This window comes from Zobellia sp. B3R18 (assembly GCF_018860715.1).
Lineage (GTDB): Bacteria > Bacteroidota > Bacteroidia > Flavobacteriales > Flavobacteriaceae > Zobellia > Zobellia russellii.
Window position 1 is genome coordinate 1,070,693 of sequence record NZ_JAHKQG010000011.1, and the last position, 12,759, is coordinate 1,083,451.

The following is a 12,759-nucleotide window of genomic DNA, read 5'->3' on the forward strand; positions in this document are numbered from 1 at the left end:
AGCAACCAACCCTAAATCCGCAAGACATGGACACCTTTCTCAACTCGGCAACCGAAATCCTAATTCTAATTTTTTTAATCATTGTTTTCGTTCAGAGTAGCATTGATAAAGTGTTCGATTGGAAAGGAAATCTTAATTGGTTAACGGAGCATTTTACCGGTACACCATTGGCAAGTTTGGTGCCCGTTCTTTTACTTACATTAGTGTTAGTGGAAATGGCTGCCGGTATTTTATGTGCCGTAGGGCTCTATCAAATTTTAATTGTAGGAGAAAGCACCATTGCACTCTATGGCGGTATCCTTTCCTGCGCCTCCTTGCTCATGCTCATGTTTGGCCAACGTATGGCCAAAGACTATGAAGGAGCTAAAACCATAGCCGTTTACTTCATGCCTGCTATCTTTCTAGTATATATGTTACAAAAATAAAAAAGGCGTCCACAGACTTTATCTGTGGACGCCTTTTTACATAAGAACGTTAAGCAATTACTTCTTGTATTTATCGTTCAATAGCTTTACGATTTCGTCAGTTAAATCATTAGCATCCGATCCGTATAATACACTACCGCCATCTCCTCCACCAAGGATGTAAGAATAACCGTTTGCTTTACCATAAGCCTTAACCTCTTTTTTTACTTTGCTAATGATACTATCCATTTCTGTCTGGCCCAATAACTGAAGCTGCTGGTCTTCTTGTTGCAGTTGCTGACCTATCATTTGTCCTTTTTGTTGCATAGCACCATATTCTTCCTGAGCTTTTGCTTGAGACATTTTTTGAGCCTTTGCCTGAAAAGCTTGAGCCTCCATTTGAAATGCTTGTGAAATACTATCTCTTTTTTTGGTAAGTGCGTCTGCCTTTACTTTAAAGCTAGCCTCAACATCTATTTTTTCTTGGTACTCCTCCATCAACTTTACGTTGTCTACAAACCCAATTTTTTCTTGTTGACAAGAAACTGCTACCAACATTAAAAATACCACTACTACATTTTTCATAATTCAGTTTATTTTAATCTGCTTTTATATTCGTTATCCTATTTTGAAAACTTTGACTGCAAAAATTATCGCAATCTATTTTTCAAGCTGCGCAAAAATAGAAAAGCTTTTCTAATTGTTGTTAACTAATTTCTAAATCTGAACGAAGTGGTAGGGATTCAAAAAAATACTATTACGGATTCTATCTATTTTGGTAAAATACGTCACATAGAAAATACTTATGCAAAGAATCTAATACAATAAGTGATAGTTATTAAAAACAGCTTCCAGAAAAGGCGCCAATTGATAGATTTTTGAGAAAGAATACACGGATAAGGCATTTGCTCAGAAAAAGCCTTAAAACCGCTAAAAATTGATTTTAGAGCAAAAATGGTCTACTATAACTCCCTTTTTAGAATATATATTACTGAAGAGGGGCGTCCATTAAAAACTGCACGAAAATTTGACCACAAACCAACACAGAACGCTTGTATAAAATTTTGCCTGCCTGTTTTATATTTTTCGGAAAGCATGGAAACATAAAAAGCATCAAACCACATAGGTTTTGTTTTTACGAGTTTCATTCCGTGTTTGGAAAACACCTTTTCAATAGCTCCTTTTGAAAAATGCCAAAGGTGTCTTGGCACATCATAAGCTGCCCAAAACTCTTTGTAATATTCCGCGTCGTAAGATTTAAAATTGGGTACCGCTACAATCAAGGTGCCCTCCCCTTCTAAATGATCTAATATAATTTTTATCTGTTCATCTAGATTCGGTAAATGTTCCAAAACGTGCCAAAGCGTAATTACCTGGAATTTTATTTGGGGCAATGCTTCAATATTAGAATGCAGCTCCATTTTCTTTTCTCGGGATCGCATCCGGGCATCATGGTTCGGCTCTACCCCTTTAACAGACCATTTCCATTTTTCCGCTTCCAGCAAAAAATCTCCTGTTCCGGCCCCAAAATCCAATAAGGTTTTTTTGCCCTTTGCATATCTATTTATCAAAAGAACTTTCTGGACCAAACTAAACCTTTTGACCAATTGATACATTTTATCAATGGCAGATTTAGAGGAATCCGTATGTGAAATGTAAGCATCACTTTCGTAGTATTTTTGAAGATCTTTGGGTTGCGGTTTGGTAACCAACATTTCCAACTCTTCATCCAAAAGTAATTCAAAGTCTTCGCCGGAAATCGAGAAGTCTTTAGTTTTTAAAAATGGTTTCATTATAGTTGTGAGTGGTCAGGTATTCTTTTTTGAGAGTTCGAAGATAATTTAAAACTGGCTCTCTAGAAAACGAATCTTCATGAAGACAATCTTTTTCTTTATCACTATACACCTCAATGGCAATATACCAATTATCCGTTCTTAAAATATCCTCTCCTCCAACATCGTCTAAATCATCTTCACTATCTAATGCGGCATTCAAAGTTGCGCTAAAAATAGCAGGTGCTAGATTCAAAATTTTGGTAGGTATGTCAACCTCGTAAAAAGCAAAAAAGTAATATTCGTCATCAATTAAAAAAGGTACATCGTCATATACATTTTCATCGCCCAACTGAAACTTTGTATTTACATAATTGTAAAAATGGTTGGCATCTTTGGGGTCTTCAAAAATGAACATGGTGCGTTTAGAAAGACTTCTTTTAAACTTCTTTCCTTTCTGTAATTTATAGTCACGAATAGTAGGTGCAACTCGGATGGGAACACAAGATTGTATGATTAAGACCAAGCACAAAATTGAAAGAATATGTCTCATTTTCAAAGTCCGTTTAGATTGAAAAAATACCTCAACAAAAACTGAGCCCAAAAACAATATCATGAGACGCATACCGTTCTATATTGACATAAAAAAGAAAAAGGATTTCTTGCAAACCCCTATTCTCGGGACCGAGCAAGAAACCCTTGTTTATTCAATATCGCTTTACAATCTAGTGCCTTACGCACTAGTGTAGGCAAGGGAACCACGTTATTTTTACAACATAAATGGCGTGGAAACTCTATATGTTCCACGTGGAACCTTGCCTAAATTACCTTCCTAAATACACCAACAACACACTAATATCCGAAGGATTCACGCCACTAACCCTAGCGGCCTGAGCAATGGTTACTGGCTGTATATTGTTCAATTTTTCACGAGCTTCAAAGGATAAAGACTTCAGTTTTGAGTAGTCAAAATTTGCAGGGATTTTTACATTTTCCAAACGCAATAACTTATCCGCATTGTTCTTTTCCTTTTCAATATACCCCGAATATTTAACCTGGATTTCGGTTTGTTCCAACACCTCTCTATCCAAATTATTTTCCTCCACAAAACCAGAAACTGTCTCCAATTGAAGCATGTGGTCCATAGTTACTTTTGGGCGGGAAAACACCTTAAACATCTTATCGGATTGCTTCACCAAAGATGAATTTATACTATCCAAAATTGGATTTATCTCTTCCGGCTTTACACTAGTTTCCCTAAAGAAATTGACAAAAGAATCAGATTTTAACTCCTTCTCTTCCATCCTAATCAAGCGCTCTTTTTTAGCCAAACCTATGTCAAAACCTTTTGGCGTAAGTCTTAAATCCGCATTATCCTGACGCAATAAAGTTCTATATTCCGCTCTGGAAGTAAACATTCTATACGGCTCTTCCGTACCCTTTGTAATCAAATCATCTATCAAAACACCAATGTATGCTTCGTCTCTTTGAAGTATAAATTCTTCCTTTTCCTTAATCTTTAGGTGTGCATTTATACCCGCCATTAGACCTTGAGATGCTGCTTCTTCATAGCCGGTTGTACCATTAATTTGACCTGCAAAATACAGGTTCTCCACAAGCTTGGTTTCTAGTGTATGCTTCAATTGTGTAGGGGGAAAATAATCATACTCTATAGCGTATCCAGGTCTAAAGAACTTTACATTCTCAAACCCTTTTACGGACCGTAGTGCTTTAAACTGGACATCCTCAGGAAGCGATGTTGAGAAGCCATTAACGTAAACTTCTACCGTATCCCAACCTTCTGGTTCCACAAAAATTTGGTGGCTATTCTTATCCGCAAAGCGATTAATTTTATCTTCTATAGAAGGACAATAACGTGGACCCACACTCTTTATCCTACCATTGAACATAGGAGAACGGTCAAAGCCTTCACGCAATACATCGTGAACCATTTCGCTGGTGTGCGTCATAAAACAGTCCCGTTGCGTCTTTAAAATTGGCGTCTGTAAATAAGAAAACTTCTCAGGAATTGCATCACCGGGTTGAGGAATCATAACCGTATAATCCAAAGAACGACCATCAACTCTAGGTGGTGTTCCCGTTTTCATACGACCGCTATCAAAGCCAAAATCTAACAATTGCTCCGTAATTCCCGTTGCTGCTTTCTCTCCTGCTCTACCTCCACCAAACTGCTTTTCTCCAATATGGATTAGCCCATTTAGGAAAGTACCGTTCGTTAGAATTACGGATTTAGAACGAATATCTATCCCCAAAGAACTCTTTACACCCACAGCTTTTCCGTTCTCCACGAGGAGACCGCTAACCATTTCTTGATAAAAATCTACATTCGGTATATTCTCCAAAGCCAAGCGCCATTCCTCTGCAAAACGCATACGATCATTCTGCGCACGCGGACTCCACATTGCAGGACCTTTTGACTTATTCAACATTTTAAATTGAATGGCAGACTTATCCGTGATTATTCCGCTCATTCCACCAAGCGCATCAATCTCACGCACAATTTGTCCTTTAGCAATACCGCCCATAGCAGGATTGCAGGACATTTGCCCTATGGTTTGTAAATTCATGGTCACCAAAAGTGTTTTGGAACCCATATTTCCAGCAGCTGCAGCCGCTTCCGCACCCGCGTGACCACCACCTACAACTATAACATCATATTCCTCTGCAAACATCTCTTCTCCTAAATAAATGTGATTATTTGATAATTCTAACCGCCCAAATTGCGCAACAGCAATCTGAAACTTTTATTGTTCCACGTGGAACAATTCTATTTTTTCATTCTCTTTACTGCGCATTAAGAGCACCTCCTCCTTGGACTTGTCCTTATAACCGAATAAATGCAACACACCATGCGCCATAACCCGTAGCATCTCTTCCTCAAAAGAAATTGATAATTGCTCGGCATTATCTTTCACTCTATCTACAGAGATAAAAATATCCCCGGCAATGACCTTTCCCTCTGTATAATCAAACGTCAAAATATCCGTATACGTATCGTGATTTAGATATTTTTCGTTCATTTCCAAAACCTCATCATCAGAGCAAAAAACATAATCCACTTGGCTCAAAATGCCATCTTCAGATGAAATCACAGCTTTCAACCAATCGGCATATTTCTGTTCATTATCCAAAGAAAAATGGGTTTTATAATGAAATTCAATCATTGCTTTTAAAGTATTCTTTAACCCTGTTTTGGAAATTTTGGCGCAAAGGTAAGCTTTGTCGATTTAAAATCTCAATTTCATTACGATAATTCTCTAATAATGAGGGTTTAGTAGTAATTGGATTCCGAAACTGATTGGTATTTGTATTACTCTCACGTTCAGGTTTTTTACCCTGCTTTAAAGCGGCATTTTCAAGCTTGAGCATTTCATACTGAATGTTATTCATTCTAGACTTGCTACGCTGCGTTATACCATTTTCCAAAAGGTCATTCTCAAAATCTTCCATTTGTTTGATTAGCTTTTGAGCAAGTTTTTTATCGCCAGCATTCATCATATCCTTAAGCTGCTGTTCCAACTCTCCACGTAATCTTTGCTGCTCTTTATATATCTCATATATTTCCTGCAATTCAGATTCCGAAGGTTGACCGTTACCCTGACCAGATTCTGAGCCTTGCTTACCAACTTCTTCTTGCCCATCTTTACCATCACCCTTTTCACCTTTACCTGACTCGCCTTGACCAGGTTTTTCGCCCTGACCATCCTCACCTTGTTCTTTTCCTTGCTCGGAACCTTTACCTTCCTTCCCTTGGCCATCTCCTTCACTAGGTTTGCCCTCACCAGGTTTCCCCATACCATCCATTTTCTCCTTCAACTCTTGCTGTCCTTTGATAATGTCCGGAAGTTGAAATCCTTCACCTTCACCCTCTCCTTTACCAGACATCATACTTTGCTCCATATTGTCCAAAATATTCGCCAAGAAATCTGCTAAACTGTTAGAGGCATTTAGCACATACTTCTGATAAGATACACCTTGGTATATTTGATTCTCAGCAATGCTTTCCAAGGTTTTATCCACATTGTAATATACCTCAGTAATTTGCTCATTAACAAATTCCGAAAGCTCAGCACGACGTAAGGAAAGCGCAAAAAGACTATCGTCTACATGCTCAAAAAGTTCGCGCAACTCCTGCTGCTTATGAATGGCACTTGAGAACTGCGGACTATCCGCATCCACATCTTCCAAATTATCATACAATACTTCTTGTTTGAACGAGAAAGTAATCAAATTATCAAGTATTTGCCGGAGTATTTCAGCATCCTCAGTTATGGTTGATTCTCCGCCACCACTGGCGGATGATGAACTCAATAGCTCACTCATTTCTTTCATTTTCTGAGCTGCTGACTTTTGTTTTTTAGACGCCTTTTCTGAAGATTCTTGCTTATCCTTCGGGTCAGAACCTTCCGATTTCTCCTCTTTAAGCTCTTCTAACGCCTCCTTTTGGTCTTTTTTAACCTCACCCTCCTTTTCCTTGTTGCGGTCCAAATCAAGCGGTTTTTTAAGCTTTTCGTTGTCCTTTTGCAATTCATCCAGCTCCTTTTGGAGCTCGTCAAAAGCTTTATTAAGTTCCTTTTGCTCCTCTTCCTTGTTTAACGCATCCAACTTTTCCGAAGCCTTTTCCTGTTCTTCGGCCAGTTTTTGCAAATCCCGCGCAAGTTGGTCAACCTTCTCCGTAACATAGTATCTCTTGGTAAGTTCCAACAACTGCTCAAGGTTACGTTCACTATTCTTTTGCTTCTTTCCTAACTCCTCCAAACGCTTTGAAAGCTCCTCCTTATTGATTTTATCTGCAACTCTATTAAGTTCCTCAAGCAGTTTCTCGTTCTTTTTTGCCTCTAACTCCTGACGCTCTAGCCGTTCTTGAAGCAGTTTATTCAACTTATCATCACTATCCAACTTATTCAAGTTTTCCTTAAGCTGCTTACTGAACTTTTCCATCTGGCTTTCCTGCTCTTGCTGACGTTTCAAAAAATCCTTGACCTGGTTCTGGTCCGTAAAGCTCAATTGATTTTTTTCCTTCTGACCTTCATTAATTTCTTTTAAATCTTCCTTTTGCTCCTTGAACTTCTCCAAAGACCTATCCAGATTATTGATTAAAGATTGCTGGGACTCCAGCTCCTTATTTCGCAATTGGTCTTCATCCAACAAAGCCAATGAATAGACTTGGCTCTTCGTAGCTTTACCGTTGTGAATAGCATCATTATCAACCGCTTCAAAGTAAAAGCTATATTTTTTATCGGCCTGTAGCTCTAGCCCGGAAGGAAAAGTATAATAAAACTGGTCAAAATTGCTCTGAGGTGTACTTAACGGTATTATTTGCTTATTTTCAGGGTTATCATCAGCATAACAAATCAATTTTATACTACTCAGTTTATAGTCATCAGAAGCTTCTCCGGCATAATAGGCAACGTTAGGATTTAACGAATCAAGAACCTGCTTTACTTTAATTGCTGGAAAAGCATCTCTTATAACCTTAAACTCATAACTCAATTTTTCATAATCGGCTACGTTTTTATTAGAAGTCGAGACTTTATACTCCATATCCCTATAAACACGTCTATTTAGAGAAAACAAACCTTTGCTACTAGAAAAATTCTGAACGGTATCCTTGGTGATTAAACGTATAACCTCCGTATTCTCCCCATCTATAGACCAAGTTACCTTAGTTCCTTCGGGAAATACGGCATTTCCAGTGCTTTTCAATGTTTCCGATGCTCTGCCGGTATAATTGGGATAATCCAATTTCATCTCAAAATCCTGAATAACGGGGGTCCTGAGCACATTTAACGTATACGCCCTTGAACGCACCTCATTTGCCAAAAAGTGAAAATCAACACTAGTTAAAGGAGGTGTAAACGTATAGCGGTACCGACCATTATCTTCCTGTAAAATAGATTGTTTTCCATCAATAACTATAGAAACGGATTCTGGTTTTACCTCACCCTCCGTACGGACTTCGATGGTAAATTCCTCTGAATCTAGAACCTCTAAATCCGTAGTATTTAAAAGAAATGAGAACGGAGCCGGTGGTTCATAAGCAAGCCTATAATTAACTACACGATCAGCAGAGCCAAAGAAAGGCTTAAGGTTTCCCGAAACCCAAATAACCAAAACAATCACAGCAGGAATTGCTAAATACTTTACATATTTCAGGTTTTCCGTAAAATCAACCGCATTTGTAAACGGAACAACGCTCATATTCCTGCTACGTTGTTCCATACTCGCTAATAATAATTCCGATTGGTTTTTATCCTCACCAAGGTCTATCAAATTGTATAGCTTATCTCCTACTTCAGGGAAATGTTTCCCGATCAATACAGAGGCCTGCCTATTGTTCATGCCCTGTTTCAACCTAAAAAGATAAAATAAGGGCGTGAGAATGTATTTGAACAACAACCACAGCTCAATACATACGAAACTTAACAAAAGCACTAAACGGCCTGTAGAATTGAGCCACAGGAGGTATTCCACACCAAGTACTACAAAAAAGAACAGCAACCCAAACGCCAAAAAAAGCATAATACCTTTAATGAGCATTTTGGTGTAGTACTTTTTTACGAAACTATTAAGCTTCCGGAGTATGATCTGGTAACCTTTCATAGAATGTAAAGATAAGGAAAAAACGACCCCAGCACTCAGATGCCGATCACCAGGAAGATATGAGCGGTTTGGTCAGTATACCTTGGGGAGCTAGGGTGCTTTTTATACCTTTGCCGGATAAATATTTTAGCCATGAGCCAAAGAGTACGCGTACGTTTTGCACCTAGCCCTACAGGGCCATTGCACATTGGTGGTGTTCGCACTGCCCTATTCAACTATCTATTCGCCAAAAAACACGGTGGTGATTTTATTTTAAGGATAGAAGATACTGACCAAAACCGTTATGTAAAAGGCGCTGAACAGTACATTATTGATGCACTTAACTGGTGCGGACTTACTTTTGACGAAGGTCCAGGTTTAAAAGGAGATTTTGGCCCATACAGACAAAGCGAGCGCAAGCATTTATATAAGCAATATGCTGAAGAGCTTATAACTAAAGGAAAGGCTTATTACGCTTTTGACACGGCAGAAAAGCTTGATGCTCACCGTAAAGACCATGAAGCAAAAGGAAAAACATTCATTTATAATTGGCATAATCGTCTAAAACTGAACAATTCACTCTCGTTTATGCCCGAAGAAGTTCAAAAGCGCTTGGACGCCGGCGAAGATTATGTAGTCCGGTTTTTAACTCCGCCTGATGAAAAATTGCAGCTAAAAGACAGGGTTCGTGGTACTATTGAGATAGATACGAATGTACTGGATGACAAAGTTCTGTATAAAAGTGATGGTATGCCTACCTACCACCTTGCAAATATTGTAGATGACCATTTAATGGAAATTACCCATGTTATACGTGGTGAGGAATGGTTGCCTTCATTGGCCTTACACCAACAATTATACGATGCTTTTGAATGGCAAGCTCCTGAATTTGCGCACTTGCCACTGATTATGAAACCAGTAGGAAAAGGTAAACTCAGCAAGCGGGACGGTGAAAAAATGGGCTTTCCTGTATTTCCACTAACTTGGAACGAATCCGTAGGATATAAAGAAGCTGGCTACTTCTCTGATGCCGTAGTTAACTTTTTAGCTTTATTAGGATGGAATCCTGGTACGGAACAAGAAATCTTTAGTCTTGAAGAACTTGTTGACTCCTTTAGTTTAGAGCGTGTAAACAAGTCCGGAGCACGTTTTGACCCAGATAAGACCAAATGGTACAATCAGCAGTATTTACAAACTAAGACTAATAAAGAATTGGCAGGACTATATGCCGAAATACTAGAATCGAAATCGGTATCTGTAGGTGACAAATCCAAAGACTATCTGGAAAAGGTCGTTGGTTTAATCAAGGAAAGAGCCGTATTCGTTTCCGATTTTTGGGACTTGTCCGATTATTTTTTCCAAGCCCCTAATACCTATACTGAAAAGGCTGTTAAAAAACAATGGAAAGAAGATACACCGGATATTCTAAACAGATTGGTATCCGTGCTAGAAGGTATATCTAACTTTTCCTCGGAAGCTGTGGAAACTACTGTAAAATCGTGGATTGGCGAACAGGAATTATCTTTTGGAAAGGTAATGCCCCCATTACGTTTGGTCATTGTTGGAGATATGAAAGGACCACATTTATTTGATATTATGGCTATGATCGGTAAAGAAGATAGTATTCACCGTATTCAAAAAGCAATTTCCAGTTTAGCTTAAAAGCTATTCATTAACATAGTAAAAGGAGCAGTAATTGGGTAACCCCAATCTCTGCTCCTTTTTTTGGTATGTAACAAACACAAGAAAATTACTACATATCTATAAAGTGTTTTGTAAATTCATTCCATTAATTAAAAAATCAAAATCATGGGCAGTTTTATTTGGATACCAATTCTATTCTTTGTCATCGCCACTATTCTATCGGGCGTTTTTATTGTAAAGCAACAAACCGCTGTTCTTATCGAAACTTTTGGGAAGTTCACCAGTGTACGACAATCGGGAATTCAGTTCAAAATCCCCTATGTACAGCGTATTGCGGCAAGAATTAGCCTTAAAATTCAGCAATTAGATGTAATTATCGAAACCAAAACCTTAGACGATGTATTCGTAAAGCTAAAAGTATCCGTGCAATACGTGGTGATTAGGGAAAAAGTGTACGATGCTTTTTATAAACTTGAGTATCCTCATGAGCAGATCACTTCCTATGTATTTGATGTTGTACGTGCAGAAGTTCCAAAAATGAAATTAGATGATGTCTTTGTTAAGAAAGATGATATTGCTATTGCAGTTAAGTCCGAATTGCAAGATGCCATGTTGGACTATGGTTATGATATTATAAAAACTTTGGTAACGGATATTGACCCGGATGCCCAGGTAAAAGAGGCCATGAACCGTATTAATGCTTCAGAAAGAGAAAAAATAGCTGCCCAGTTTGAGGGTGATGCAGCACGTATTCTTATTGTAGAAAAGGCCAAGGCCGAAGCAGAGAGCAAGCGATTACAAGGGCAAGGTATTGCAGACCAAAGAAGGGAAATAGCCCGTGGTTTAGAAGAATCCGTTGAAGTACTGAACAAAGTAGGCATCAATTCACAGGAGGCCTCTGCCCTTATCGTGGTTACACAGCATTATGATACGCTACAATCTATTGGCGAAGAAACCAATACCAACCTTATTCTCTTACCAAATTCCCCACAGGCAGGTAGTGATATGCTGAACAATATGGTAGCATCCTTTACCGCAAGCAATATGATCGGAGAATCTATGAAGAAGACGCAGAAAGAAAAAAAGAACGAGTAAATACCAATCATATTTAAACAAAATGAGCCTCCGGAACTGTGTTCCGGAGGCTCATTTCATATGTTTTATACTCTAATTAAACTTTTTAAGCAGTTTCTTGGCAACCATAGAAAGCGTCAATTTCTGTAAAATACCACTAAAGCCACCCAATAAATGTGTTGGGTACAGACTATTTTTGGTAATCTGAACCTGCATTTTAAGATTCTCTCGCTCTATATCCTGTTGTAGTTTCAAAATCTTTAGGTCTTGGTCTATCTGTTCGAACGATGTATATTTTTTCGGTATCATATTTCTTCAAAATAAAGTTCGGAAAAACGCGCCATTAAAGGCTTGACCAACGAACGGCGGAAAACAAACACTAAAATACCCACCAGGATATAAAAGCCCCCTACGATTAAAAATCCTAAGGCTGTATTTTCAAGTTCCGCTCCTATAAAAAAGCCAGCAGAAACAGACAAAAACAAAAGCGCAAGTACAACTGCAATAGCTATAAACGCTGACTGAGCAAAGCCAGTAATGCCTTTCATAAGCAATTTAAAAGCCTTTAGCTTATAAAACTCCCTACTACTCTCTATATAGGACTTAGCGCTAGCTTCGGCCTCTGAAATGCTTTCTTTTAGTTCATCAAAAGCCATATGCTATTTTTGTAATTGAGCATTTTTCTTTTTCAATTCGGCCAATTTGTTTTCCAAGCTCATGATAATATCATCAGCTTTATAGCTCATATTGGAAATGGTATCTTCAAGCTTCTGCTCAAAATCTACTTTCTTCTCCTCGGCCGTTTTGGTTAGCTCTTCCGTAGCTTGGGAAATTCTATGCGTTATATCATCTTTTGTCTTCAACGCATTTTTCTTAATCTTCTTTCTTGTTTTTTCACCTTTATCAGGTGCGTACAATATGCCGGCCCCTACTCCAATAATTGCTCCGGTAAGAACGGCCAACAAAACATTTCCACTATCATTTGACATAATCTCTATTTTTTAATTAATACTTGACTAAAATTATAATGAGAAGTCATTTCTTATTTTGAGTTAAAAGAACTCCTCTTTCTATATCATGCAAGTTAGGCCAAGTGTTTAAGTGACATTACCTCAATAAAATCAAAAATTGACGTTTAAATCAATTTATGAGCTAATTATCGATTTTAAGAGCATTTAAGGGATGAAGTCGGCCAGAGTGGATATGTTAATCGACGGAAAACTAATTTAACAGGAAAAACGACCTAAGAAAGTCGATTTTAA

General features: G+C 38.2%; 13 protein-coding genes. 4 read left to right on the forward strand and 9 right to left on the reverse strand.

What is annotated here, in order from left to right:
• Positions 1 to 26: 26 nt before the first annotated feature.
• Complete coding sequence (locus tag KO513_RS11065; RefSeq protein ID WP_215913421.1) at positions 27 to 425, forward strand: DoxX family protein; 399 nt, start codon at positions 27 to 29, stop codon at positions 423 to 425.
• A gap of 57 nt (positions 426 to 482) precedes the next feature.
• Here KO513_RS11065 and KO513_RS11070 read toward each other — a convergent pair whose 3' ends face one another.
• From KO513_RS11070 to KO513_RS11080, 3 genes are all read right to left on the reverse strand, one after another.
• The gene (locus KO513_RS11070; protein ID WP_215436739.1) at positions 483 to 989 is read right to left on the reverse strand and encodes an OmpH family outer membrane protein; all 507 of its coding nucleotides are present in this window, start codon (positions 987 to 989) and stop codon (positions 483 to 485) included.
• 377 nt (positions 990 to 1,366) lie between these two features.
• Positions 1,367 to 2,197, reverse strand: a complete 831-nt coding sequence (locus KO513_RS11075; protein WP_215913422.1) for a class I SAM-dependent methyltransferase — start codon at positions 2,195 to 2,197, stop codon at positions 1,367 to 1,369.
• Entirely contained in the window at positions 2,175 to 2,729 is a 555-nt protein-coding gene (locus KO513_RS11080) for a hypothetical protein (RefSeq protein WP_215913423.1), read from the reverse strand. The genes KO513_RS11075 and KO513_RS11080 overlap by 23 nt, the downstream gene beginning before the upstream one ends.
• Positions 2,730 to 2,790: 61 nt before the next feature.
• Here KO513_RS11080 and KO513_RS19735 point away from each other — a divergent pair, with 61 nt between their 5' ends.
• On the forward strand, positions 2,791 to 2,925 hold the full coding sequence (locus tag KO513_RS19735; RefSeq protein WP_256439083.1) for a hypothetical protein: 135 nt from the start codon (positions 2,791 to 2,793) through the stop codon (positions 2,923 to 2,925).
• 75 nt (positions 2,926 to 3,000) lie between these two features.
• Here KO513_RS19735 and mnmG read toward each other — a convergent pair whose 3' ends face one another.
• From mnmG to KO513_RS11095, 3 genes are all read right to left on the reverse strand, one after another.
• Positions 3,001 to 4,869 carry a tRNA uridine-5-carboxymethylaminomethyl(34) synthesis enzyme MnmG gene (gene mnmG / locus KO513_RS11085; protein WP_215913424.1) on the reverse strand — a complete coding sequence of 623 codons (1,869 nt, stop codon included), beginning with the start codon at positions 4,867 to 4,869 and terminating at the stop codon, positions 3,001 to 3,003.
• A 72-nt stretch (positions 4,870 to 4,941) separates the two neighbouring features.
• The gene (gene ybeY, locus KO513_RS11090) at positions 4,942 to 5,361 is read right to left on the reverse strand and encodes an rRNA maturation RNase YbeY (protein ID WP_215913425.1); all 420 of its coding nucleotides are present in this window, start codon (positions 5,359 to 5,361) and stop codon (positions 4,942 to 4,944) included.
• Positions 5,354 to 8,800, reverse strand: a complete 3,447-nt coding sequence (locus KO513_RS11095) for a DUF4175 family protein (RefSeq protein ID WP_215913426.1) — start codon at positions 8,798 to 8,800, stop codon at positions 5,354 to 5,356. Before KO513_RS11095 ends, ybeY begins: the two co-directional genes overlap by 8 nt.
• A gap of 132 nt (positions 8,801 to 8,932) precedes the next feature.
• On the opposite strand from KO513_RS11095, the gene gltX reads away from it, so the two are divergent.
• A complete protein-coding gene (gene gltX / locus KO513_RS11100; protein WP_215913427.1) occupies positions 8,933 to 10,441 on the forward strand; it encodes a glutamate--tRNA ligase in 1,509 nt (502 codons plus the stop codon).
• A gap of 147 nt (positions 10,442 to 10,588) precedes the next feature.
• Positions 10,589 to 11,518: an SPFH domain-containing protein gene (locus KO513_RS11105; RefSeq protein WP_215436759.1), complete on the forward strand. Its 930-nt coding sequence runs from the start codon at positions 10,589 to 10,591 to the stop codon at positions 11,516 to 11,518.
• A 72-nt stretch (positions 11,519 to 11,590) separates the two neighbouring features.
• On the opposite strand, the gene KO513_RS11110 is transcribed toward KO513_RS11105, so the two are convergent.
• From KO513_RS11110 to KO513_RS11120, 3 genes are read right to left on the reverse strand one after another with little or no spacing between them, the layout of a single operon-like run.
• Positions 11,591 to 11,806, reverse strand: coding sequence for a DUF6327 family protein (locus tag KO513_RS11110; protein WP_215436761.1), 216 nt, complete (start codon positions 11,804 to 11,806; stop codon positions 11,591 to 11,593).
• Positions 11,803 to 12,153 (reverse strand): hypothetical protein, encoded by a 351-nt coding sequence (locus KO513_RS11115; RefSeq protein WP_215913428.1) that lies wholly within the window; start codon positions 12,151 to 12,153, stop codon positions 11,803 to 11,805. Before KO513_RS11115 ends, KO513_RS11110 begins: the two co-directional genes overlap by 4 nt.
• Positions 12,154 to 12,156: 3 nt before the next feature.
• A complete protein-coding gene (locus KO513_RS11120; protein ID WP_215913429.1) occupies positions 12,157 to 12,486 on the reverse strand; it encodes a YtxH domain-containing protein in 330 nt (109 codons plus the stop codon).
• Between the last annotated feature and the right edge of the window lie 273 nt (positions 12,487 to 12,759).